The organism is uncultured Roseovarius sp. (genome assembly GCF_947489715.1).
In the GTDB taxonomy this organism is placed as follows: Bacteria; Pseudomonadota; Alphaproteobacteria; order Rhodobacterales; family Rhodobacteraceae; genus Roseovarius.
Window position 1 is genome coordinate 36,266 of the sequence record NZ_CANLER010000016.1, and the last position, 23,389, is coordinate 59,654.

Annotated in this window: 21 protein-coding genes; 6 read left to right on the top strand and 15 right to left on the bottom strand. The window is 53.0% G+C overall.

Annotated features, from left to right (window positions below):
• Nucleotides 1–9 precede the first annotated feature (9 nt).
• The 3 genes from Q1B27_RS23520 to Q1B27_RS23530 form a co-directional block, all read right to left on the bottom strand.
• Entirely contained in the window at nucleotides 10–843 is an 834-nt protein-coding gene (locus Q1B27_RS23520; protein ID WP_299852268.1) for an enoyl-CoA hydratase/isomerase family protein, read from the bottom strand.
• The gene (locus tag Q1B27_RS23525; RefSeq protein ID WP_299852271.1) at nucleotides 833–2,527 is read right to left on the bottom strand and encodes an AMP-binding protein; all 1,695 of its coding nucleotides are present in this window, start codon (nucleotides 2,525–2,527) and stop codon (nucleotides 833–835) included. The genes Q1B27_RS23520 and Q1B27_RS23525 overlap by 11 nt, the downstream gene beginning before the upstream one ends.
• Before the next feature lie 337 nt (nucleotides 2,528–2,864).
• Nucleotides 2,865–4,223 (bottom strand): aminotransferase class III-fold pyridoxal phosphate-dependent enzyme, encoded by a 1,359-nt coding sequence (locus Q1B27_RS23530; protein WP_299852273.1) that lies wholly within the window; start codon nucleotides 4,221–4,223, stop codon nucleotides 2,865–2,867.
• Nucleotides 4,224–4,354: 131 nt separating this feature from the next.
• On the opposite strand from Q1B27_RS23530, the gene Q1B27_RS23535 reads away from it, so the two are divergent.
• Complete coding sequence (locus Q1B27_RS23535) at nucleotides 4,355–5,167, top strand: helix-turn-helix transcriptional regulator (protein ID WP_299852276.1); 813 nt, start codon at nucleotides 4,355–4,357, stop codon at nucleotides 5,165–5,167.
• A 20-nt stretch (nucleotides 5,168–5,187) separates the two neighbouring features.
• Here the strand turns inward: Q1B27_RS23535 and speB are convergent, their stop codons facing one another.
• The 3 genes from speB to Q1B27_RS23550 all read right to left on the bottom strand — a co-directional run bounded on the left by speB (nucleotide 5,188) and on the right by Q1B27_RS23550 (nucleotide 8,985).
• Nucleotides 5,188–6,015, bottom strand: coding sequence for an agmatinase (gene speB, locus Q1B27_RS23540; RefSeq protein WP_299852279.1), 828 nt, complete (start codon nucleotides 6,013–6,015; stop codon nucleotides 5,188–5,190).
• A gap of 632 nt (nucleotides 6,016–6,647) precedes the next feature.
• Nucleotides 6,648–8,600, bottom strand: a complete 1,953-nt coding sequence (locus tag Q1B27_RS23545) for an EAL domain-containing protein (RefSeq protein ID WP_299852282.1) — start codon at nucleotides 8,598–8,600, stop codon at nucleotides 6,648–6,650.
• Nucleotides 8,584–8,985: a hypothetical protein gene (locus tag Q1B27_RS23550; protein ID WP_299852285.1), complete on the bottom strand. Its 402-nt coding sequence runs from the start codon at nucleotides 8,983–8,985 to the stop codon at nucleotides 8,584–8,586. The genes Q1B27_RS23545 and Q1B27_RS23550 overlap by 17 nt, the downstream gene beginning before the upstream one ends.
• 653 nt (nucleotides 8,986–9,638) lie before the next feature.
• Here Q1B27_RS23550 and Q1B27_RS23555 point away from each other — a divergent pair.
• Entirely contained in the window at nucleotides 9,639–10,586 is a 948-nt protein-coding gene (locus tag Q1B27_RS23555) for an ion transporter (RefSeq protein WP_299852289.1), read from the top strand.
• An 884-nt stretch (nucleotides 10,587–11,470) separates the two neighbouring features.
• On the opposite strand, the gene Q1B27_RS23560 is transcribed toward Q1B27_RS23555, so the two are convergent.
• The 6 genes from Q1B27_RS23560 to Q1B27_RS23585 form a co-directional block, all read right to left on the bottom strand.
• Nucleotides 11,471–12,268 (bottom strand): ABC transporter permease, encoded by a 798-nt coding sequence (locus Q1B27_RS23560; RefSeq protein ID WP_299852292.1) that lies wholly within the window; start codon nucleotides 12,266–12,268, stop codon nucleotides 11,471–11,473.
• Nucleotides 12,268–13,212 carry an ABC transporter permease gene (locus Q1B27_RS23565; protein ID WP_299852295.1) on the bottom strand — a complete coding sequence of 315 codons (945 nt, stop codon included), beginning with the start codon at nucleotides 13,210–13,212 and terminating at the stop codon, nucleotides 12,268–12,270. Before Q1B27_RS23565 ends, Q1B27_RS23560 begins: the two co-directional genes overlap by 1 nt.
• Complete coding sequence (locus Q1B27_RS23570; RefSeq protein WP_299852298.1) at nucleotides 13,212–14,285, bottom strand: ABC transporter ATP-binding protein; 1,074 nt, start codon at nucleotides 14,283–14,285, stop codon at nucleotides 13,212–13,214. The genes Q1B27_RS23565 and Q1B27_RS23570 overlap by 1 nt, the downstream gene beginning before the upstream one ends.
• 169 nt (nucleotides 14,286–14,454) lie before the next feature.
• Nucleotides 14,455–14,850 carry a RidA family protein gene (locus Q1B27_RS23575; RefSeq protein WP_299852301.1) on the bottom strand — a complete coding sequence of 132 codons (396 nt, stop codon included), beginning with the start codon at nucleotides 14,848–14,850 and terminating at the stop codon, nucleotides 14,455–14,457.
• Nucleotides 14,851–14,882: 32 nt separating this feature from the next.
• The gene (locus Q1B27_RS23580; protein WP_299852304.1) at nucleotides 14,883–15,713 is read right to left on the bottom strand and encodes an alpha/beta hydrolase; all 831 of its coding nucleotides are present in this window, start codon (nucleotides 15,711–15,713) and stop codon (nucleotides 14,883–14,885) included.
• Between the two features lie 80 nt (nucleotides 15,714–15,793).
• The gene (locus tag Q1B27_RS23585) at nucleotides 15,794–16,879 is read right to left on the bottom strand and encodes an extracellular solute-binding protein (protein ID WP_299852307.1); all 1,086 of its coding nucleotides are present in this window, start codon (nucleotides 16,877–16,879) and stop codon (nucleotides 15,794–15,796) included.
• Nucleotides 16,880–16,983: 104 nt separating this feature from the next.
• Here Q1B27_RS23585 and Q1B27_RS23590 point away from each other — a divergent pair, with 104 nt between their 5' ends.
• Entirely contained in the window at nucleotides 16,984–17,937 is a 954-nt protein-coding gene (locus Q1B27_RS23590) for a LysR family transcriptional regulator (protein WP_299852310.1), read from the top strand.
• Between the two features lie 417 nt (nucleotides 17,938–18,354).
• On the opposite strand, the gene Q1B27_RS23595 is transcribed toward Q1B27_RS23590, so the two are convergent.
• From Q1B27_RS23595 to Q1B27_RS23605, 3 genes are all read right to left on the bottom strand, one after another.
• The gene (locus Q1B27_RS23595; RefSeq protein WP_299852313.1) at nucleotides 18,355–20,292 is read right to left on the bottom strand and encodes a pyridoxamine 5'-phosphate oxidase family protein; all 1,938 of its coding nucleotides are present in this window, start codon (nucleotides 20,290–20,292) and stop codon (nucleotides 18,355–18,357) included.
• A 62-nt stretch (nucleotides 20,293–20,354) separates the two neighbouring features.
• Nucleotides 20,355–20,831, bottom strand: coding sequence for a nuclear transport factor 2 family protein (locus Q1B27_RS23600; protein WP_299852316.1), 477 nt, complete (start codon nucleotides 20,829–20,831; stop codon nucleotides 20,355–20,357).
• Nucleotides 20,832–20,843: 12 nt separating this feature from the next.
• On the bottom strand, nucleotides 20,844–21,467 hold the full coding sequence (locus Q1B27_RS23605) for a glutathione S-transferase family protein (RefSeq protein ID WP_299852319.1): 624 nt from the start codon (nucleotides 21,465–21,467) through the stop codon (nucleotides 20,844–20,846).
• Nucleotides 21,468–21,574: 107 nt separating this feature from the next.
• On the opposite strand from Q1B27_RS23605, the gene Q1B27_RS23610 reads away from it, so the two are divergent.
• The 3 genes from Q1B27_RS23610 to Q1B27_RS24590 all read left to right on the top strand — a co-directional run.
• Nucleotides 21,575–22,477 (top strand): LysR family transcriptional regulator, encoded by a 903-nt coding sequence (locus tag Q1B27_RS23610; RefSeq protein ID WP_299852322.1) that lies wholly within the window; start codon nucleotides 21,575–21,577, stop codon nucleotides 22,475–22,477.
• 143 nt (nucleotides 22,478–22,620) lie between these two features.
• Nucleotides 22,621–22,968, top strand: a complete 348-nt coding sequence (locus tag Q1B27_RS24585; protein ID WP_367181388.1) for a transposase — start codon at nucleotides 22,621–22,623, stop codon at nucleotides 22,966–22,968.
• A 63-nt stretch (nucleotides 22,969–23,031) separates the two neighbouring features.
• A partial coding sequence (locus Q1B27_RS24590; RefSeq protein ID WP_367181389.1) for a transposase occupies nucleotides 23,032–23,389 on the top strand: 358 nt, incomplete at its 3' end.

Sequence of the window (23,389 nt, forward strand, 5' to 3'; positions counted from 1 at the left end):
CACATTTCGTCAATCGGTCAGCGCACCATAGCGCTTGTCACGAAAATCAAGCGCCTTGCGCAGACCTTCATCGCGCACCAGTTTCACAAACTGGGCTTTCTCGGGGGCCTCAGCCGCGTTAAGCGTCGCGGCCAGATCGAGGTTGACGTTCACCGCATTACGCAATCCCATCGCCTCGTAGGCGCGGGTTAGCGCGGTCTTGGTAAGACGCAACGTGACCAGCGGGGTCAACGCAATCTTCTGCGCCAATTTCTGCACGGCCACCTCCAGTTCTTCCGGCCTCACGACACGGTTGATCATCCCGACGCGCTCCGCCTCGACAGCGTCAATCGTGTCGCCCGTCAGCAATAGCTCCATCGTTTTCTTCTGACCCAGGATGAACGGCATCAACAGGGTGACCGGCCCTGATCCGAAGCGGATTTCGGGTTCACCGAATTTCGCCCGGTCCGTCGCCACGATCATGTCGCACGCCATGGCAAGCTCACATGCGCCAGCTAGGCACCAACCATCCACAGCCGCAATCGTCGGCTTGGTCGACGACCAGACTGCCATCGACAGCCCGACGTTGTTAGTCAGCGCCGCGTGCCAGTCCTCAGGGCGCGCGAGACCCATTTCGACCTCCTGCGCGATGTCATACCCGACCGAGAAATTCCGATTGCTTCCGGTAATGACGATGACCTTCACTTCATCATTCCTTTCGAACGCCTCTACCTGCGCGCGAGAGCGGCTTACCACTTCGGCAGAAAGTGCATTGATTTTTGTTGGTCGATTCAACCTGATCCAGCCGATGCCATCACAGATTTCGGCAAGGATGACTTCATTGGTGGCGGTATCAGTTTTCATTGGTCTTCTCCGGTTGTTTTTTGGCGTGAGAGGGTATTGTCTTTGCAGAATCTCGGACAACGTTCAGCGCGCCAGCAACGTGCAAGCATCGGAGGGCGGCTTTGTCCGGTTTGCCAAGTCCCGTGCGCGGAAGCGAAGGCACCACTGCCCAGCCATCGGGTAACCACCACGAGGGGACAAGCGCCCGCAGACGGTCTCGATGGGCCGCAATATCAGCCGGCTTGTCTGCCTCGCAGACTACTACTGCCAGCGGCCGTTCCTGAAAGCGCGGGTGCGGCATTGCGATCACTGCGGCGTCGAGAATACCCGGCAAGCCCCGTAGCGCATCTTCAAGCACCGGTGCTGCAATCCATTCCCCGCCAGACTTGATGGCATCCTTCAGCCGATCGGTAAGGGTCAGCCGCCCCAGCGCGTCGATGGTTCCGATATCGCCAGTCCTGAGCCAACCTCCGTCAAACGCATCATCGGCGTCGGTACCGAGATAGGATCGCGTCACACAGGGACCACGGATCTGAATTTCGCCTGCTGTTCCGCTGCCCGGTTCGACGGTTTCGCCATCCGCAGCCACAACTCGCAGTTCAAGCCCGGGCATGGGATAACCGATCGGCTGTTGCGCATTTGGCCCAACATCAGTTTCATCATGGGTGACACGGCCCAGAACCGACATCGACGAGGTTTCCGTCATGCCCCAAGCCTGAATAATCTCGACCTTCTTTTCGGCCATGGCATCGATCAGCGATTTTGGGACTACCGACCCCCCTGTAGCCAGGCGCGAGAGAGTCTTGAACCCTGTCGCTCCGGTTGCATCCCGCATCCGTAAAAGGTCGCTCCAAATGGTCGGAACGCCGGCGGCAATGGTCACGCCGCAATCCTCAATCAACGCATCGAGCGCATCGGGCCGGAACTCGGCGCCCGGCAGAACGAGGTCGGTACCAGCCATGACAGCGGCAAATGGCATTCCCCAGCCGTTCACATGGTAGAACGGAACCGCTGGAAGCAATGTATCTCGGCGCGAGAGTCCCAGCGAGTTAGCGCTGGTCAGACTCTGCGCCTGCAGCCAGATCGAACGGTGCGAATAGACAACCGATTTCGGCCGTCCGGTCGTTCCGCCGGTATGGCAGATCGTCGCCGCTGCGGTTTCTTCTGGGTCAGTCAGCGCATCCGCCCTCATCGCGGGCGCATCCGCCAGAAAATTCCCGTAAGACAACGTTTCAACCGGCAGGCCTTTGGCGGACACAACTGGCTCTTGCCCCGTCACCAGAACAAGTCGAAGCCTGGTCCCTGCGAGCATCGGTGCAAGTTGCTCGAACCGTTCAAAATACCCGCGGCTGACGATTATGACGCAGTCGCCGGTCTCCTGCAAACTGTTCGCAAGGTCAGTATCATGCATCCGGATATTCAGAGGGTGCAGGATCATGCCACGTGCCGGTACGCCAAGATAAGCTTCAAAGTGTTCTACGTCTGCATTGCCGAACGTGGCCACGACGTCCCCAGGGCCGACGCCCCGCGCTGTCAGGGAAGCCCCGAGCCGTGCGGCTCGCACCGCACAATCCTGCAGGGTTGCCCGGCTCCTGACACCGTTGCAATGCCAAATGACGTCCGCACCGCCGCCAAACCGCAGCGCGTGACGCAAAAGCTGCGCAACGCCTAGATTGCCATGCTGCATTGTGCTTTGGATGCTCATTTCCGTTCCCCGGTTGAAGATCCACCCGACCTTATCGGCCAGGCGGATCTGGCTGTCTTTAGGCCGCGACCTTCTGGCCGCCCTAAACTGGGATGCCCTTGTTGACAGTCATTGCGTTGGGGCTGAATTCTACCGCGGCTTTCGCGCCATCCAGTGCCTTCAGATCAATGCCATTCATGGTTTCTCTCCTTCTAAAATTGTTAAGCTTTGGCCGCGAGACAGGGTTTGGTATTTGCAGTTGTGCTAGAGCGTCCTCGATCTCTTCGAAGACCTGATCATTGTGGCAAATAGGCATTCTTTAATTCACGCCCAGTCTTGCGGATCCGAAGTTGGCAGTTCAGCCAATGCCTGCAACTGCTTCGATACTTTCCCGCAGGATTCCGGCTGTCCTGTCGATCAGTTCAGGCGTCATCACCAACGTCGGTGACAAAATCAAGCTGTTGCCAAGCGGACGCACAATGAGACTGCGCTCTTGTGCAGCCGCCGCGACTTTGTTTCCGATTTCCACGGAGTCTTCGAAAGATTTTTTGCTCTGCTTGTCCTGTACGAATTCAATACCGATCATGAAATGGCTGCCGCGCACTTCGCCAACGATGTCTATATCGATCAGGTCCTTAAGTGCGTTTTCGAACATCTTGCCAGTAGTTCGAACCTTCTCCGGCAACCTCTCACGTTGCATCAAGTCGATATTGGCAAGACCAACTGCAGCCGCAGCCGGATGGCCCGAATAGGTAAATCCATGAAGGAATTTTTCGCCCGGCTCAGAGATTACATCGAAAATCTCGTCCGATATAATCGTGGCTGAAAGTGGCTGATAGCCTGACGTCATTCCCTTGGCCGAAGTGATGATGTCTGGTTCGATATCGAAGAGGTCTTTCGACGCGAAGAAGTGACCCAGCCTTCCGAAAGCCGTGACCACCTCGTCGGAGATGTACTTGATGTCATACGCCTTGCAGATTTCCAAGGCGCGCTTGTGATAGCCCGCTGGCGCCACAATCACGCCACCTGCGCCCATGATCGGCTCTGCTATGAAGGCAGCAATGTTGTCGTCCCCGATCCGCGCTATAGTCTGCTCCAAGTCGAGCATTAGATCGTCTAAGAATTCCGCCTCCGATTTTCCTTCACCCTCTCGCCAGTGATGGGGCGAACGCAAATGGTGCACGAGATCTGTAGCGCAGCTCCAGCCTGCCGAATAGGCCGGTGTGGTCATTGCCATAGCCAAATAAGTCGAGCCGTGATAGCCGCCCAACCGGCTAAGCACTTGCCGTTTGTTCGGTTTCCCACGCCGAGCATAGTAGTGATGTAATATGCGCACTGCAGTGTCGTTGGCGGCCGAACCTGAGTTGGCGAAATAAACATGGTTTAGATTGCCAGGTGCGAGGCTGGTGATCTTTTCGGCTAGTAGTGCCGCCGCCGGATGGGTGAAGTTGTAGAAAGTCGAGTAGTAGTCAAGCTCTTCCAACTGCTTGGTGACTGCATCGATCAGCTCTCTCCGCCCATGCCCGACATTTACACACCAAAGCCCGGCGATACCGTCAATCAGCTCGCGGCCTTCGTTATCATATACGAACGCCCCTTTGCCACGTTGGATGATCGTTCGCGCACTGTTCTGTTTCAGGGCGTCGAGATCCGCGAATGACTGAATGAGGTGATTGTCTGCAGTCAAAACAGAATCGGAAGTCGTATCTAATTGCATATTGCTAGCCCTCATCGTCGTTGGCTTTCAGGTCCGCTGTATCGGTCGAAATCCGAAAACGTTGTAACCCTCAAAAATGGAGTCTAGATTACCCCCGGCTTCGAAACGGGGTATAACCCTAAGGGGGTATTTTGGCGAAACCACTGCAAGCAGGGATGGAACACCTTGGGCAAATGATCTTTCATTTGCACACGCAAGGTTTTGAAGAGTCCATTTTTCAGTTTGTTAGATATTTTCTCGACATCGACAATGAAACTATCCTTATCTACACAGGAAATAAGCGCCCACGTATTATACATAGACGTGCCACTGTAATGCAGGTTCACGAAAGACTGGAATCTGACTACGTGCTCGGCGCTTATCTGCTCGATCCGTTCTACAACTTGCATGTCGAACAGGCACCTGCAGGCATCTACACATTGAGCCAGGTCGCTCCAGACCAATTCAAACGAACCGAATATTTTTCAACTTACTACCGACGAACTACTGTTGTGGATGAGATGGTATATGTGGCCTACCCGTCACCGCACGTTTCCGTACATCTCAGCGTGGGTCGAGATGCCGCTTCCGGCCAACGGTTTTCAAAACGCGAGTTGGCGCGCGCGCGCGAGCTGGAGCCAGTCCTTCGCGCCATAAGCGAACTGCACTGGGCGAATCTGCACTCAAACGATAACAACGACAAGACATCCGAGCCAGATGCGTTTCGTGAAAGACTGGAGTCGGAACTAGGAATCTGCCTTACACCACGTCAGGCCCAGGTTGCGCTGTTTATCTTGAGGGGACATTCATCGGTTTCAATAAGCCTACGCCTCAAAATTAGCGAACAAACCGTGAAAGTTTTTCGAAAACAACTGTATCGTAAATGTGGGATCTCGTCTCAAGCAGAGCTTTTTTCAATGATGATGCCCGTATTGTTAAAAATTGTCGCGCAGAGGACCCCCTAACAAAACTAGGGACTTTGTTTCTACTTCCTGTCGATCAGAATTCGCCCCATAATTTCCTTGGTAAATTTCGCCGCAACCATTGCAGTGACGTTTCCTGGATCTCGGTGGGGATTGAGTTCTACAACATCAGCGCCAATCAACTGGCCGCTAAAATTGTGAATGACGTCGAGAACCGCGCGCGTTGAAAGCCCGCCGGGTTCATAATGTGACACGCCTGGGGCGAAAGCCGGATCGAGTGCATCCATATCAAGCGACAGATAAACAGGGCGATCAAAGCTGATGCTACCAACCTGTGACAGATCACACATTTCGTGGATTTCGACACCAAAACGTGCGGCTTGTTCGCGCTGATGTCCATTCAAAGTACGTATGCCAATCTGAACAAGCCGATCGATTAGTCCACTTTCCATGAGTCGCGCAAACGGCGAGGCATGACTATACGAGTTCCCCTGCATATCATCATAGAGGTCGGGATGGGCATCAATGTGCAAAATGCTCAGCCTTCCATGGTTTTCGGCATGCGCGCTGATGGCAGGGAACGAAACAGAGTGATCTCCACCTAGGCTCAAAACCTGGTAGCCAGACTTCACCAATTTTGTGATTGATGTATGAATCAACTCAAATGCTTCTAATCCTGTTTTGTCATAGAGAGATACATCGCCTGCATCCTGCCATAGCTTTTTGTCCGACAAATCAAATCCGGTTTCTGTCCAAAGGTTAGCCGAGTCACAGAATAAAGCCTCGCGGATGCGGGTGGGCGCCATGCACGGTCCAGACAAGTAACTGACATTGTTGTCCTGCGGCAAACCAAGCAATTGAATCGGAGTTTTTTGATCATTCTTTGGCATTAACATTGTCTCCTGCAAGTATAATTTTGACTGTCGAAAGCGCTGTACTGATTACTTAATCCTGAGCCAGACCCCGACGTGCAATCAATTTACATAACATTACATGTGATACTGGAATCAACTGGAGCGCTGAATATATAGAAGTCCTAGGATTGAAACACACCGCCGGTGGATCCGGTGTCTTTACGCATTGCAATCCACCAAACAAGGATTTGCACTCCCGTATTCGGAACGATGATCGTTAGCACATCTTCAATTGAGGATAATCCCCGATGGAATGTGTTGCCGCTTCCATCTATCAGCGTGCCGTTCTGACTACTCGCAGCGGAGCTTTCCTTTCGTCGTGTTGAACACCGAACGAGGCGAACTCCGGATCATCGTCATCTGCCGAGAATGACAAACCTGTGTCGGGCTCTCCTCCCAACTGCACTATTCCGCTCGTGCAATAGGAGGTAGCGCTTTTTTCAGAATCCCGTCTTCTAGACGGCGACACGATCGCCAAATTGACAGTCAGAATTACGTGAAGTTACAGCAACCAAAGACTGTCGTGGGGATATGCGTTCAAATGGTGATGATTCTGAACGCGCCTAGCTTAACTGGGGGACGATTAGGCTGGCAGGTTTCCGTTGGGATCAATCACAGCATAGACCCGGGGTGCAAAGGCTATGCCGTTTTTTTTCGCTACCTGCTTTTGATTGGGTTTGTTTTGAAAGCCATTGGGGCAACATATCTGCAGACATCGGTCGGGCGATTTGATATCCCTGAATGCGATCAAACCCTAACTGCTCAACCAATTTCAGGTGCTCCTGGGTTTCAACGCCTTCGGCTACTAGACCAACCTGTAGAGCCCGTCCAAGAGCAACCATCGCTTTAAGAGTGTTCGACAATGAGCCGTTTTGATTGTCCAATTGAATGAGTTCTCGCGCCACCTTTATTCGCGTTGGCTTGACGGCAAGAATACTTGTAACCGAGGCTCTGTCCGTTCCGAAATCGTCGATTTCTAGTTCGATACCCATTTCGCGCAGACAATCCAAATTCCATGCCAAAGTTGCGTTTGTTTGATCGAAAACAACAGACTCCAACAACTCAAACGTAAGCTTCTTACTCGGGATCCATTGAGATCTTAATTGCGGAATAAGGTTTGCGCTAAACAGCCGCCGGCCCGAGACGTTTACAGAGACTCTAGGGACGTCAACTTGTGCATCTTCCCATCTCCGAAGATCGCCCAAGACCCGTTCGAAAATCGTTTCATCAATCTTGTGAAGGATACCAACTTCTTCTGCGACGGCAACAAATTCACCAGGACGTAATATGCCCTTTTCTGGGTGTTGCCATCGCGCCAGGGCTTCGCAACCAACCGGCGTATGGTCAAGAGCTGAAACTTGCGGTTGATAGTAAGGAATGAATTCACCATGCTCCAAACCCCGTTTGATTTCCTCGCCAAGGGATCTTCGCTTTTCGGTCGCAGCGCGCATTTCTTCCGTGAACTCAATAAATCCACCTTTGTTCTCGTTTTTGGCACGGATCAATGCGATGTCGGCATTCGATATGACTTGCACCGCCTGGCCTTTAAATCCCTCCATCTTTCTTGATGCGATTCCGATACTTGCTTCAACTCGGCATTTCTCACCATTTATATCAATAAATTGGTTTAGCAGTTTGATGATTTGCATGGCGCGTTCTCGTGCGGCCTCTACTGTTTCGCCGGGCGGCAATAGCACAACGAATTCATCTCCACCGGTGCGTATCAGTACTTCTTCTTCCGATGAGTTTGCGCTGAGCCGTTTGGCGCAGATGCGCAAGACTTCATCACCCGCATCATGACCCATAGTGTCATTGATCAATTTGAAACCGTCCAGGTCGATGTTCAGAACAGTCAGAATGCGTTTCCGCTCAGCCCGATAAAAAAGCTCATGGTCCAGTTTTCTCCGATTTCCCAGCCCGGTCAGGCTGTCGTGCATTGCATTATGTTCTGCCGTGACTTTGGCCCGTTCTATCCCGGTAATCAGCAGCTTCAGTGGGCTCCCGATGATTTTTCGAAAAGCTAAAAGATTGGATAGAACTGCAAATATCAGGCCAGAGCCGAGAACAAACGCTGAGAGATTGCGCTGGCGGATCGCTGCGGTCGTGACTTCGTCCCGCCTCCAATGTAAAACCAGATCCATATCGTCAATAAATTGGACGGGAACGACCAATGAATTAGCACTGACTCCTGGATAACAGCCTAATCCCAGAGGCGCTTTTAGTATCGGCTGCCCATCCAGGTCTCGTAGTTCGGCACATTCGATCGCCGGATCGGACATCAAAGTCAGCAAGATCTGACGACCGGAAAAAACTGCTTGATCGATGTTTTTGTCGAAGCTTACCTGTTCCAATCCACCGGCGACCCGACCTGCAAAGTTTCCGACGCGCATGGACAGCTTCTGGTCGACATCCGAGATTTGTATGCGTGACAAAACTGTAAGCCCTACGATGGCGCAGAGCAAAAAGTTGACCGCCAGCCAAAACGAAAGCCTAAAATAGAGCCTAAAAGGTCCGCCCCAGTCGATAGTGCTAGTTAAATTGCAATCAGAACTTTTTGACATTACCTGCACGCATCATTTTGAGTAGATTTTTTCGGTTTTTGATCTCTGTCATAACGACGCGGTAGCCTCGTCGCGCCTGCACCAGATAGAAATCTACTTCGTATTTTTCGCCTTGTTCATCACGCAACTCTGCGCACATCACAAAAAAATTGTTGCCTTTGAAAATTAGCGGATGCGCCTTAATCGGATACAGTTTTTGTACCGTCGCTGTGTCTTGATCGACGAAGTGAATTGCACCGTCGATTTGAGATCGTTCGAGATGTCGTTGCAAAGCCACCTGTAATTCGGTTCGTATCTCGGATGTTTCGGCTTGTGCGTTACCAACAAATTGCAAGCACGCAAATGCGGTGGTCAGTGTAAGAAAGCCGCGTCTTTGAATACTCATATCTCGTCCATACCGTGAAAAAACCTTTAACGGAGTTGTTATCAGGTGCACCTCAACAATCTTCTAAGGCTTTCGGTACAAACTGCGGTTAATCTGAAGCACTTGACTTGGGCCGGTGAAGGATCAGGTACACAAAGCAATCGAATTCGCTTCAATCAACAAGCACAGAAATATATAATGGACTTTAGACCGTGCACGGTGCAACGGTACAAAAGCCGTGTCGTGCTCAATCGACTATTCAAACAACTGCGCTCTAAAAGAATGGTGGCATTCAGGAAATTGAGAATTGAAATGTGGAAGGTGCAGAATGCCCGCATTGCGTTGCTCGATGTCATCAGCCGAAGTCGAGATCGAGTAGATGTTGCTCTGCATCTGAAGTCGGCTGAGAGCAACAATCGCCGAATGCCGCACCATCAATGTCGTCCCGTCTAATTGACCACTACCGACATATTGCATCACGCTATCGCTTTGGTGACAATTTAGGACGGAAGCAATGTATCGTTTTTCCGAAACCAGACGGCGACTGCCGTTCAGACACAGAGAGCTGGTAATTCAGTTGATCGGCAAATTGATAGATATGGCAAATAGCGTGGCTGTTAGGTTGGTCGGATTGTATAATGCATACCTATCAGACCGCATCAGGGTGCTAAGTGATGAGCCAGTTTCGCAAGACCGTCTACAAAAAACTCGACCCGGATGAAAAATCTGACTGGATGAGTCGATATCTAGATTTGTTTCTTATCACATTGATCGCTGTCAATGTCGCTGCCGTAATTCTAGAAACCGTTGATAGTATGGAAACCCGTTATTCGACTGCCTTTTGGCTGATCGAAGTTGTCTCGGTTGCGGTCTTCAGTGTCGAGTATGTCACGCGTGTTTGGGCCAGTCTCGAAGACCCAAGATTCCAAGATAGCTCCAATCCCCGGCTCAGTTACATGCTGTCATCCATGGCGTTGATTGATTTGCTGGCGATACTGCCGTTTTACCTCGGTTTCTTCATCAAAATGGATCTTCGGTTCCTGCGCGTACTTCGGTTGTTACGTATCCTCAAGCTCACCAGGTATTCCTCCGCCATGTCGATGTTGCTTGACGTGTTCCGGGAAGAGGCAAATGCCTTTTTTGCGGGATTTTTCATCCTCATTGTTCTACTGGTCCTGGCCGCCAGCGGTGCCTATCTGGCCGAACACCAAATACAGCCAGACAAGTTTGGCTCAATCCCCGCAGCGATGTGGTGGGCCATGGCAACACTGACAACTGTTGGATATGGCGATGTTACTCCCATCACACCCGCTGGGCAGATTTTTGGTTCACTCGTTGCCGTGGTTGGCATCGGTATGGCCGCCCTTCCTGCCGGTATTTTAGCCAGTGGCTTGGCCGATCGCCTGCGCCGCACCCGGGAAGAAATGGCAAGCAAATTCCGCACGGCGCTTGAAGATGATGTGATTGATGCAGACGAAGAGCAGGAACTTGAAGAAATTCGCCGTGAACTCGGCCTTAGCAAACGCATCGCTGAGGAAATCAGGGCTGACGTTCAAAAATCCCGGAGCGCTTCGGCCCGGGGGCACTGCCCACACTGTGGCAAAGATCTACACCTACATTGAATTAACTTGCTCGTTTATCATATCCGGGACCACAACACTTGCATCGGCGTGCCTGTGATCCTGAGGATCGTAGTCTTCTCTGACCGATCGGGAACGCGTGCACCATTCGGGATATCGGCGAGAAAGGTGACATCCTGTAGATGACCGCTCGCGTCAGCGGTACGCATAGCGGATGTGAATGTCCGGGTCAGATCAAAGTCGAACAACACATTCACATCGTCACGACTATCCAAGGCGGGGCGCGACCCACTGGGACGCACAACTCCTCGACCATGGCTATGCTAGGTAAGAACCAAATCGCGCAATTCACCTTCGAGTTCACCGGGTTGAGGTTGGATAGGTGGAACTCCGCTTCGCCGGGCAGGCCCAAATGCAGCGACCAGCGTCCGACTTCTTCGACAATCAGTCCAGCCGCTCCTGCGGATACGTGACCGAACCCGCGGCCTCGACGAAGGTGCGTAGCCCCAACTGCTGGGCCGCACCGACCGTGTCGTTCATCGGTGTGACCGCCCGGGCCTGCGGGGTCAGCTGGTCGGTTTCCTAGGCGCCTTGATCTGCAGGATCACGCGGCAGCTCAATTCAGACGCTCGATGCTGTTGTCCAGGGCGTCGGAAAAGCCATCGCCTCACAGGCCCTCGATGGGCCGCTCGCCTACAGAAATGGAATGCGGTTGTTGCGAGTCGGCTTGTTATCATTCCGCGACCACCTGCCTCGCAGACTGCCCATTTCACCCGTTGGGCGACGCAGTCACGAGCTGCATTTGAAGACCGCATTCTGAGAGTTCGATTCACACGTGACAAATGGCAGAAGCCCTGCGCCTTTCCGCCTGAGGTCGCGATAAGGGCGGCCCAAAATCGTTACCGGCTGTAAGTTTGGTGTGCTCTCTATTTTGCGTTGTCTGCCCCCAACAACTGAGGCAGGTTTCCAAACCGAGCGATCATTGAAAAAATTAAAATCGAGGTGACAATAAATGTGATGGCACCTACCGCCATCGTAGGCGTGAATCCATTTCTCAAAGAGTTAAATATCTGCACTGTGACCGTCGAATAAGCTGACGCCGAAACAAAGAAGACTACGATAAATTCATTGAAACTGAGTACCATCGCGAAAAAGAAGCCAGATGCCGTGAACGGCAGCATTTGTGGAAGAATGATTGTTCGAAATGCGGTCGCCTCACTGGCCCCCATGGTCGCGGCAGCATCCATATGCGACCGGTCAATACCTTGGAGACCGATAGAAAGGGTCGTCAGGGGCAGCGCAACAAACAGGGCCGCGTGGCTTATGATACCTGACCAGATGTGGCCTAGTGATCCCGAGTAGCCCCAGAAAAACACCAACCCAACACCAAAGACGATGGGTGGCAATGCAAAGGGCATCGATGCAAGTCCGGCCAGTATTTTTGAGAACCCATCAGCCTTGCGCCACAACCAGTAAGCGATCGGCCAGGCGGCCATAACGGCAAGTGCAGCGCCGCCAAAGGCGATGATCAGTGAATTGCGGAGCGATCTAATCCAGACTTCTTCTGTTACAAAGAATTCGGCAAACCGCAAAAGCGTCGGGTCTTCGGGGGGAAAGAACATCGTCCTGCCCCCGTTCAATGCTGCTGCGCAAACTACCAGGATTGGAAACGCAATCCAAACGGCGATTATGCCCATAAACAGACGAGAAACGAATATTCCCATCATCTTCGTCCTTCGTCAGGCAAAAATGCGATCCGGCCCAAGACCAGAATAATTGCGGCTGTGATCAACAAAATGATTGCCTGCGCTGAACCAAACGGCGCGTTCAGCGTTGCGCCCCGCACGGCCTCATAGACCGAGATGGACAATGTACTTTTGTCCGGCGCAGCAAAAACGGCGATTGTCACATACGTGCCCAATAAGAAAACAAACAGCAACAAAGTTGTGCCCACAAGCGGTTTGCGCACCATCGGGAGGACAATCGTTCTCACCACGGTCACCGGTCCCGCCCCCATGGTACGAGCTGCCTCTATCAGCTCATTGTTGATCTTTGATAGCGGCGGATAAAGCAGGATCACCGCATAGGGCCAAACCAGATAGGACATCGTTAGAATGGTTGCAAATTCTGTCGGTTTGAAGCGCACATTGCGCGGGCTGGCTATTCCCCAGGTACGCAAAACATCGAGCCAACCGCTTTCTTTCAACCATGTCGTAATGCCGATTTCCTTGAACAGCGCGGGCAGGCCAGAACGGTTGGACAACAAAATGTCCCATCCCATGACAACGAAGACCTCAGACAATGTCAGGCTGGCCAGAAAGAACACAAGCCAACAGGTTTGTGCCCGCCGGGATTGACGTGTCATCAACCAAACAAATGGAAAGCTTGTCGCAACAGCTAGGATCGATGCGAACATGGCGTAATAAAGCGAGAACCACAGGAATTTGAGATAAAGTAGTGATGTGGTATTGGGATAATCAGCACCTACAAAGAAACGTTTGTAGTTTGTAAACTCAAACCCCCAAGCCCAGGCCGCTCCTTCGATTTTTTCTCCAAAGGAAATGGCAAAAACCAAAAGGAATGGCGTGACACACAGGATGAGAATAACAGCTACAAAGGCCGATCGTCCCAGTCTTGTCACAAATGCTGCAGGTTCGGCGCGGCCCATTATCGCGCAGCCTCGTTCTGATCGTGGGCGCGTTCGGGCAGCAGATGCAGCAGATTTTCGGGTAGGATGGCATGTAACTTATCATCGATCTTGACCGTTTCTTCGAACGAACCCGGGATTTCGGCCGTGATGTCGCCAGCCGGTGTTGTCAAGTGGATTTCCCGGATCGGGCCTTCGTCGCGCACAAAGGTTACGGTACCCGGCAAGGCATTTTTGGCTGGCGTGTCATGCAGTGTGACGGCTTCAGGCCGACAGAACAACGTGACCCGTTGGCCCGCGCCAAATTCATCTCGATCGCTGACCGCAATATCTGTTTCCCCCACTCGGATACCGGTCGCGGTAGCAACACCGTCAAGCAAGTTAGCATTGCCAATAAAGTTGGCCACAAATGAATTTGCGGGTTTGTGGTAGATTTCTTGCGGAGAACCGATCTGCTCGATCCGTCCGTGAGACATGACCACGATCTGATCAGCCATGGTCATGGCTTCGCGTTGGTCATGGGTGACCACGATCGTGGTGATCCCTAGTTTTTGCTGCAAAAGGCGCAATTGCATCTGCAAATCACCCCGTAACTGCGCGTCAAGTGCAGACATCGGCTCATCTAGCAGAAATACTTCTGGCTCTTGCGCCAGGGCACGTGCAATGGCAACCCGTTGACGTTGGCCACCGGACAATTGTCCAATTTTTCGCTCACCTTTGTCACCAAGTTGAACCAAATCCAACAGTTCTTGCGCCTTAGCGCGCCGCATCGCGGCATCAACCCCGGAAATACGCAAAGAGTACGAGACGTTGCGCTGAACGTTCAGATGCGGGAACAAAGCAAAGCTCTGGAAAACCATCCCAAATTTTCTCTGTTCTGCGCTTTTCGAAACGATGCTCTCTCCCGCAAGGATGATGTCACCAAATGTGGGCACCTCCAACCCCGCAATCATCCGCAGCAGAGTAGTCTTGCCACATCCAGAGGGGCCAAGCAAAGCGGTAAGCTTACCTGTTTCAAAGGTGAGGTTGGCATTTTCGACGGCGGTGACTGAGCCGTATTTCTTGCAAATTTGGCTCATGATCAAATCAGGCATTGGCTCTTCCTTGACTTACACTTTGGCGACAGCATAGTTCCACGTTATGTGATGAAGTTGCCACCACTCAGATAGACAGCGGGTCGGTTTGGGTCGCAAAGAGGCCAGGAAAAAAAGCAAGTCCAAAACTTTCTAGGACCGGTAGTGAGCGCGCCTTTTTTCACCATTTTTAGTCCACTACAGCTGCGATCGCTTCAACTTCGATCAACCAACTGTCTTCGATCAGCGAGGAGACCTCAAAGCAGACGGCCGCGGTGCGATGGTTTCCAAGGAATTCCGCGCTTACAGCATCGGCCTCCTGATATAGCGCGCGGTCTTTGAGATACATCGACACGCGCACCAAATTTGCGGTTGTCAAACCTGCTTCGTGCAGAATGCTTTCAATATTCCCCCAGCAGATACGGGCCTGTTCCGTCATTGTTTCCGGAACAGTCCCATTCTGGGCTTCCGGGGTTTGGCCCGCAATATAGATCGTCCGCGCACCCGCCGGTACTTCCAAAGCATGAACATAGGTTCCATAGGGCTCTGCTGTGCCCACGGGTTTATAGGTTTTGAAAAGTTTCATATGTGTCCTTTATCATTGAACGGGCTGGGTCGTTACTGAGATAGAAGTTGGCCTTTCCGCGGAATGGCAAGACCGGCCAAAAAACTTTCGATCACGAAAGCGAGCTCTTGTGGGCATTCGCTTGGAATTTCGTGACCGCAATCAAGGTAGATCTCGCGCGCACCCGGGATAAGGGCAGTGACCCGCGCTTGCATCATGGGGACCGGGAAGAACTTGTCATGAATGGCACCGACAATGAGCGTGGCGGGCATCGGGGAGGATTGCACAGCCTTCTCGAAATCATCTCGGAAACAGTGCCACAAAGTCTTAAGCAAGACATTGTGGCTAATTTCTGCAGCCTGTTTAATCCACAGCTCTGACGTATTGTGCGGGATGGGTCGTGTGATCATCGCGTGGTGGGTCTCGCGCATCGCGTCGCGGCTGCCGGCATAGCCGGCGATCTCATCCAGTTCCTCATCCGAAATATTGATTGCGCCAGCAGGGCACCCTGCAATCAAAACAAGCCCCAAAACGCGCTCTGGTGCCAGCAAAGGAACATGCTGCACATATTTTGCACCCATCGACTGACCGATAACAACGAACGTGGACATGCCCGCAGCATCTGCAACGTTCAAAACATCTTGGGCCTGTCGTTCTGATGTGTAGTTGGAGGTAACCTCGCTCGAATCTCCTTGGCCACGCAGATCAAAAACTACGATACGAATACCGTTCAATGACAGCAGCGCAAGCGTCTCATCGTAGTAGTCCTTGGTGCAGCCCCACCCCCCCATAAAGATAACGTTCAACGGTCCGTCACCGGCCGTTTTGAAGACTAGGGTTTCGCCATCGCTAGTTCGGACTTGGCCGTAGGAATATTCAACCACACTGTTTTCCAGCTTTTTTGTTGTAATACATTCTGACAAGTACCAAACGAGGCAGCGCGCAACTGGTTCATTGGTCGCTATCAGATGTTCGCGCGCATCCGTTTGAAGGCTTCGTCGATAAATGTCTCTTCGCTAAGCAAGATGTCATAGCTCATCGGAAAAGAAGGTGTACCGGCGACAGCGCTGATTTCGTCTTCGGTCAAATCCGTACTGGCCACATCGACCACCGGCGCGACACCGATTGAGCGAGAAAGCAATGCCTGAACTTCGGATTGGCAGCAGAAACTAATAAACTCGTGAGCTTCATCAACATTCTCACTTCCCCGCGACAACGTCCAGGAATTGAAATCGACAGGGTTCCCTTCCTTGGGGAATATCGACGCGAGCGGCAGTCCGTCCGCGGCAAGCAACCCAGCAACATCGTGGTATAGCATCCCGCCAATGACGTCGTTGTTTTTCAAGGATTGTTCCATCTGGCTGGTCGAACTGTACCACAATGCAATATTCGGATTCATCTCACCGATCTTGTCGACAACTGTCTGGATACCTTCACGCGTTTTTAAGATTTCCGGCCCCTCGAAGAACACCACTGCCGTGATATCAAGTAAAGGCGAAGCCAGTTCACTCGGGAAACCTAGGCTGGCTTCGAACAGGTCTACGTTCCATAGCTCCGCCCAGCTCTGGGGGGCATCGACTTCGTCAGTGTTAATCACCAAAGAGGAATAGTAGCTAAATGCACCAGCACCTTTCAGACCCTCATCGGTTTCCTGAATGAAACCAGAATAAACATTTCCGAGGTTAGGGATTTTTTGGGGATCGAGATTTTCAAAGACAGTTCCCATCCGGTCCCCTTTGATTACGCTCATTGGGACGTGCAGAGAAAGATCGGTCGGGATGGAACCCGCCTGAATTGCTTGATGCATCGTCAACAGCCAGCCCGAAGAATCAGGCTGTGTCACGCTTTGAACCTTGATACCGGCGGCGGCTTCAAACTCCGGAAAGATACTGGCCTTAAAGCTGTCTTCAAAAAACCCACCGTAAGACCCGATTTTTACCGATCTTGCCTTGGCCAAAGCCGGTGTAGCCAGCAATCCCGACCCTGCGGCAATGCCCATTGCTGTGGTCTTCAGAAAACGGCGGCGGTTTAAAGATTTTGCATGGGACATGGTCTTTCTCCGAGGGTGCGATTGGTCTCAGCGCCTTGGTTGCCAAGAGTGTTTTCCCGAACCGATGCTAAACGGAAATCTTGAGAACCTATGAGTGCAAATAGTTGGACGTCAGCATCTATTTTTCGTATGCTGAATTGATCATGTTTTCTCTTCGTCACCTAAACGCACTGCGTGCCTTTGAGGCGGCTGCAAGGCTTGGCAGTTTTGCAAGCGCCGGGCGTGAATTGAATATCAGTTCCAGCGTTGTCAGCACGCATGTCAAAAACCTTGAAGACTGGTTCGGAACGAAGTTGTTTGTGCGCACCGGAAATCGCGTTGTCCTGAGCGAAGATGGTCATCGTCTGATCCCGCAGATTTCGACCGGGTTTCAGTCGCTGCGCGATGGTTGTATCGAATTGCTTGAGTCAAGACTGCACGACACTCTGACAGTTGTTGCAGAACCTGCACTTGCCTCACTTTGGTTGCGATCAAGGCTCACGTATTTTTGCAACGAATATCCTAAAATCAAAGTGGACCTCAGACCGTCCTGGTCTCCGCCCTCTCTGGCCAGTGAACATTCCGATATCATCATCCATTTTGACACAAGACAGCCAAAAACGGGTGTACTTCGCCGTGAACTGTTTCCAATTGACGGTTTTCCCGCCTGCGCTCCGCAGCTTAAAGGCCGTTTGTTTGACCAGAATGGGTGTCTTGATTGGAATAAAGTCCCCTTGGTACATGACAATGGCCGCGGGATATGGTGCAAGTGGTTTGCAAAACATGTACCTGACAGCACCGCATGGCAGGGCGGCCATGTATATTCAAATCTTTCGCTTGCAATCGACGCAGCCAAAGATGGCGAAGGATTGATACTTGCGGATGAGGTTCTGTGCGAACGGCATTTGGCTGAAGGCACATTGGTGGTGTTGGATGAACGCCGTGTCCGCTGCGTTTGGTATTCCATGACAATCTCGAAAGACACGCCCAAAAACTCGGCCGCGTTTACACTTCAGTCCTGGTTGTTGGAAAATACGCACCGGTCCGAGAGTTTCAGTTCCAAGCCTCATAATGGTTAAATAGCGTTGTCGCGGGTGCGTTTACAGAGAAGACAACTTTAGGCATTTATTGTGGCTTGAGCAGCCCTATTTAACGGCTCCAGTCTTATTGTTAGTGCATGATTGGCCTGGTTTCTATCGGAATGATGGTCTCGGGCGCCAGTGGGCGATAGCCCAATGCACTGTGTAGTCTCTTGGCGTTGTAGTGTTGCGAATTCGGTAATTAAGTTTTGTCGACCTTCAATGACCCCTTCCGTAAACCTACGGGCAAAACCATCACAATCGTCATCAAGATACCAGACCCATTCATCCCGCGTGGCTCCTGATACGTCCGGGCCGGTGTCGATCTTGACCATCGCTTTGATCTTGTCCGAACCAAATTGGACCAAATAGGCCAATTGTTCGGTGAGACGTCATGAACACGTTTTTGTCCCCCTATCAAAACACAAACGTCTCGCGGTGACGTCTTGCTTCCTCAATGCCCAAATTGTTGAGCGCCGCTTCCGTACTGATCATCATAGCTTCAGGACCGCACATGTACACATCTCGCATTTCAATATGCGCTACCGATTGAATGTCGTCGCTCTGCATGCGTCGTTCCTCAAACTTCAACGGCTGATCGGTGAACGTTGCGTACAAATCATCGCGTGCGGATTTCGCAGCCAATGGGTTTTCGCCTGCGCTTTGAAACGTGACGATATGTAGTGTCACCTGATCCGAAACAGAGCTGTTTTGCTCCGCAAAATGCTGCAGAACTGCGATGTCATCGTCCCGACCGGAATACAGAAGCACGATATCGGTGGACAGGTCCTGCGGGTAAGCCTTTGCCACTTGTTTGATGCCGTCCCACATCGCCATGAACGGGGTGATGCCAACGCCGCCCGCGATCCAAAGCATCTTTTCTTGGAGCTTTGGGCGGCTGCTCTCAGCCATTTCGGAAAAACAGGAGAAACCCGCTCCGGTGCCCTTGAATTGAGCAGGAAGTTTGTGCGTGATCAGCTTTTCCGCGTTGGTGTGCAGGACGTTGGACATCAGACCGCCTGGCTTGCGTTTGACCGTAACACTGACCCGGTTTGTCGTGCGAAAGGCGTTGTTTTCTTCGTCATACTTCGCCCCGCCGGAAAGCGTCCATGTGCGGACGTAGTCCTCGTTCACAAGCTGAGGGTTTGTCTCGTTCATGTGGCTATATCCGGCATCCACGAGGTCGGAGAAGTCAAAGACGCCAAACCCACCGGGCAACGGGGCTTTGATTGGCGCAGACAGCGCGAATTCGAAAGTGCTGATCGTGCTGGACAGGGGCTTTGTTGCGACGAGCGTGGCTGCCAGTGGGGTTGCAGCTTCATGCGTCTCGATCGCATGCCCCATCTGTTCCAGCTCCGCGCGCAAATATTTGATCGGCGGATTGTAGGGGGAGAGCTGCTCTTGTGATGCCAGCTTGAGGTTCAGGCCTCCGCGCACGAATACCGCGCCCGTCACTTTGATACGTGTCAGCAGGCTCGCGCGCGGCATCAACGCATCAGCGTCATCCCCGAGCAGATTTTCAGCATCCCCCGTGATGTAGAGAATCTCGCCCGTTGCAAAGTCTGGAAAGACCAGCCCAACCTGCGGGTCCGTCTCTATATTGCCCAGCGACTGGTAGAAACGATTGCCTGAATGATCAGGCAGGACCAGATAGGTCGTGACGTGACTGCCCTCGTTTTCTTCGTAGAGCCGGGTAAAGCCGGGCGCGCCGCCGCGATGGTTGACGCCCATATCGGTCCGAGCGCCTGCAGTGGTGCCATCGCTTGTATGTTTTGTCGCCAGAAACACAGTGCTTGCACGGGCCACGACGGATTTTGCCTCATCCGGCAGCGCAGATGAATGTACGTCGAAGCCTTCATGGATAAGTTCAGAGCTGCGTCGCGTGTGCTCCAACGAGCGAACCGTAATGTACTTGGGACAGTTCCCCAGGTGCTGATCAGACAAGAGCTGTAACCTGATCTTTTCCGCGCCCTCGACATCTGCGGAACGTATGGAACCCGCAATTTTGTTGCGCCGGCGGTTACTGAAATCAACTCCAACCCCGGCAAAGAGTCGCGCCTCAAGGTCCGATGCGGGATCCTGGCTCACAGCACGCAAAAAGGGGTCATGCGGATTGGTTTCTGCCACCACATTTGTGGTGTTCCGGTCTGCAACCTGAATACCGACGGATGGGTCGTTATCTGACTGTGTAACAAGAAGGCTGACCCAGGGGCGGCCCTGATGGTCAAGCGTTGCGAGCGGCAAATAGGACAGCCCCGCAAAAAAATCCGCATACTGCCGCGGCATATCACTGTCTATGTAGTGCGGAATCGCGTCGCTCAGCTCCTTCGGTGTGTGACGCCGCTCTTGCAGCATCAACTCACCTCTGTGCGATTTGTGTATCGGTGCCATCGTTTGATCCTTTCACGTTCGCTACATCAGAGCCCTAAATCACTCAAACCGGGATGATCATACGGGCGGCGTCCCAACGGCCAGCGGAACTTTCTATCCGCCTCTTTGATGGGGTGTTCATTGATGCTGGCAAATCGGCGTTCCATGTAGCCATCCTTGTCAAACTCCCAATTCTCGTTGCCATAGGCCCGGAACCAGTTTCCGCTGTCGTCGTGATACTCATAAGCGTAACGGACGGCGATACGGTTGCCGTCATAGGCCCACAGTTCTTTGATCAGGCGGTAGTTCAACTCCTTGACCCATTTACGGGTCAGGAACGCCTCAATCTGATCGCGCCCTTCAGGAAACTCGGCCCGGTTGCGCCACTTGCTATCGGGCGTGTAGGCCAGTGCGACCTTTGCCGGATCTCGGCCGTTCCAGCCGTCTTCTGCAAGACGTACCTTTTGAATGGCGGTTTCTTTGGTAAACGGGGGCAAAGGATGCCGTTGCGCTTCGGTTGTCATGGGTTTGTCCTTTCACTCAGCAACAAGGCCAACAGCCGTTGTCGGCATGGCTTCAAAACCCGGCAAGGCCTCAAACCGAGCGAGCCATGCACGAACATTCGGGTATGGCTCGAGAGAGACATTCCCCTCCGGCGCGTGGGCCGTATAGGAGTAGCTGGCCACGTCAGCGATCGTGGGCCGCCCGCCGACAAGCCAGTCGTTGCCGATTAGCCCATGCTCAAGTTTTTGCATCGCTTTTTCAGCAGTCGCGGCGGCGAACTTTGGATCCAGCGACGCGCCAAAAACCGTGATCAACCGCGCCGCACAAGACCCAAAAGCAATCTCACCTGCCGCCAAAGTGAGCCAACGCTGCACATTGGCTTCCCCAACCGCGTCGCTTGGAAACCAGTCAGGCGCATAGGTCCGCGCAAGATAGACAAGGATCGCGTTCGAGTCGGACACAACAACCTCTCCGTCCTCAAGGACTGGCACTTGCCCGTTGGGATTCATGGCCAGAAATTCAGGTGATTTATGCGCGCCAGCGGCCAGATCGACGGGAACCGCCTCATGTGCAATCCCGGCAAGCTTCGCAAAGACCAAGGCGCGATGTGCGTGTCCAGATTTTGCGAAATGGTGAATACGAACGGCGTTGGACATGTGGATCTCCAGTTAGGTTTGAATGCTGAACAACCAATACCCATTGCACAATCTGATGATAATCACCTATTAATGCCCAAGTTTAAGCCCTCAAAAGGCGCAATACGATGGACAAGATCGACCGCATGCGGGCCTTTGCGCTGGTCGCAAATAACGCGTCTTTCACCGTTGCAGCGCAGCGCATGGGCCGGTCTGCGCGCCTGGTCAGCAAATACGTCGCTGATTTGGAAAACGCGCTTGGTGTGCAGTTGCTCAATCGCACAACCCGCAGCGTCTCGTTAACAGATACAGGCGCAACATACCTGACGTTGTGCGAGCCGCTTCTCGACGGGTTTGATGAGCTCGAAGACAGGGTCAGAAACGAGCAGGCCTCGCTGCGCGGTGTGATCCATATTTCTGCGCCAACGGGGTTTGGCGCATTGCGCTTGGTCCCTTCGCTCGCCAAGTTTGCAGAGAAACACCCCAATGTGGAACTTGATTTACAGTTCTCTGACCGCAGAGCGTCAATTGTTGAGGAAGGTCTCGACCTTGCTGTCAGGATTGGCCCCATGCGGGACAGCTCGCTCAAAGTTCGCCAATTGGGCCGCATGCCCTTAGTTGTCTGTGCCTCACCCGCCTATCTGGACCGCGCAGGGCACCCGAGCCATCCGCAGGCTCTGGCAAAGCATGAGTGCATCCTCGATGGCAACATGACTGAGCCCACGGTGTGGAGGTTCAGCATCAGCGGCCAAGAAGAGGCCGTCCAGGTCAACGGGCGCTTCCGAATGAACGCCCCCGCAGCATCAGCGCGCCTTGCAGTAGAAGGTGCGGCCATTGCGCGGTGCCCGGCCTACACCGTCGCAGATGCCTTCAACTCCGGTGACCTGGTCGAGCTTTTTCGCGAAAACCGGGTATCGCCATATGTCGTCGCTGCGCTGTTTCCGCAGAACAGGCACATTACAACTCGGGTGCGCGCGCTTCTGGATCACCTAGCAGGCGACCCGGCTTTATGTCCTGATGGCAAGCGCTGACGGCCCATACCGGACATTCGTCGTGCCACGGTGTTTCTGCGACGCGGCGCGTCGAAGCGGATGGGGTGGATGGCTCCTGCTCCACCGGCGTCGCAATGCGCCATACTGCAGTTGTCTATCACTGCTAGGAAATGAGCCACCCAATGCAGGTTACAACAGTCGGCCTAGATCTGGCCAAGAACATCTTTCAGGTGCATGGGATCACAGCGGACGGTACCGTTGCTTTCAACAAGTCGCTCAGGCGTGCGCAGCTTTTGCCGTTCTTCGAGAAACTTGAACCCTGCCTCATCGGCATGGAGGCGTGTGGATCAGGCCACCATTGGGCGCGGCAATTCCAGAAGTTAGATCATGAAGTCCGGCTGATGCCGGCGATGTATGTGAAGGCCTATGTCAAACGCGGCAAGTCTGACGCCATTGATGCCGAAGCAATCTGTGAGGCTGTGACGCGCCCCACGATGCGGTTCGTGGCGATCAAGACTGAAGAACAATAGGGCGTTCTGTTCCTGCATCGCGCTCGTGACTTGGTCGTGCGGCAAAGGACCCAACTCAGCAACATGCTGCGTGGCCTGCTGGGGGAGTTTGGTATCGTGATTGCCCAAGGGATTGGAAGCGCCGTGAAGTTTGCTAAGGCGGTGCTGGATGGAGATCATCCAAGCATTCCTGGGGTCGCGATCGAGGTTTTGACGAACCTGTGCAACCAGATGGTCGCCTTGCATCTGCGCATCCTCTGGTACGACAAACGCATCCTGCTTGAGGGTCGAAGAAATCCCCAGGTTATGCTGCTGAGAACCATTCCAGGAGTTGGCCCTGTGACCGCCTCAGCAATCGTCGCGATCGCTGGCGACGGGCATCAGTTCCGCAATGGACGAGAGTTTGCCGCCTGGCTAGGGCTGACGCCCATCAACCGATCAA

Bases quoted from the DNA above. Each gene is read 5' to 3' on its own strand.
- Q1B27_RS23575 (WP_299852301.1), bottom strand. From the start codon at position 14,850: ATGAAACTTTTCAAAACCTATAAACCCGTGGGCACAGCAGAGCCCTAT.
- Q1B27_RS23585 (WP_299852307.1), bottom strand. From the start codon at position 16,879: ATGTCCCATGCAAAATCTTTAAACCGCCGCCGTTTTCTGAAGACCACA.
- Q1B27_RS23530 (WP_299852273.1), bottom strand. From the start codon at position 4,223: ATGCAATTAGATACGACTTCCGATTCTGTTTTGACTGCAGACAATCAC.
- Q1B27_RS23550 (WP_299852285.1), bottom strand. From the start codon at position 8,985: ATGAGTATTCAAAGACGCGGCTTTCTTACACTGACCACCGCATTTGCG.
- Q1B27_RS23560 (WP_299852292.1), bottom strand. From the start codon at position 12,268: ATGGGAATATTCGTTTCTCGTCTGTTTATGGGCATAATCGCCGTTTGG.
- Q1B27_RS24585 (WP_367181388.1), top strand. From the start codon at position 22,621: ATGCAGGTTACAACAGTCGGCCTAGATCTGGCCAAGAACATCTTTCAG.
- Q1B27_RS23595 (WP_299852313.1), bottom strand. From the start codon at position 20,292: ATGCTGCAAGAGCGGCGTCACACACCGAAGGAGCTGAGCGACGCGATT.
- Q1B27_RS23605 (WP_299852319.1), bottom strand. From the start codon at position 21,467: ATGTCCAACGCCGTTCGTATTCACCATTTCGCAAAATCTGGACACGCA.
- Q1B27_RS23525 (WP_299852271.1), bottom strand. From the start codon at position 2,527: ATGAGCATCCAAAGCACAATGCAGCATGGCAATCTAGGCGTTGCGCAG.
- Q1B27_RS23545 (WP_299852282.1), bottom strand. From the start codon at position 8,600: ATGTCAAAAAGTTCTGATTGCAATTTAACTAGCACTATCGACTGGGGC.
- Q1B27_RS23570 (WP_299852298.1), bottom strand. From the start codon at position 14,285: ATGCCTGATTTGATCATGAGCCAAATTTGCAAGAAATACGGCTCAGTC.
- Q1B27_RS23565 (WP_299852295.1), bottom strand. From the start codon at position 13,212: ATGGGCCGCGCCGAACCTGCAGCATTTGTGACAAGACTGGGACGATCG.
- Q1B27_RS23600 (WP_299852316.1), bottom strand. From the start codon at position 20,831: ATGACAACCGAAGCGCAACGGCATCCTTTGCCCCCGTTTACCAAAGAA.
- Q1B27_RS23520 (WP_299852268.1), bottom strand. From the start codon at position 843: ATGAAAACTGATACCGCCACCAATGAAGTCATCCTTGCCGAAATCTGT.
- Q1B27_RS23610 (WP_299852322.1), top strand. From the start codon at position 21,575: ATGGACAAGATCGACCGCATGCGGGCCTTTGCGCTGGTCGCAAATAAC.
- speB (WP_299852279.1), bottom strand. From the start codon at position 6,015: ATGCCAAAGAATGATCAAAAAACTCCGATTCAATTGCTTGGTTTGCCG.
- Q1B27_RS23555 (WP_299852289.1), top strand. From the start codon at position 9,639: ATGAGCCAGTTTCGCAAGACCGTCTACAAAAAACTCGACCCGGATGAA.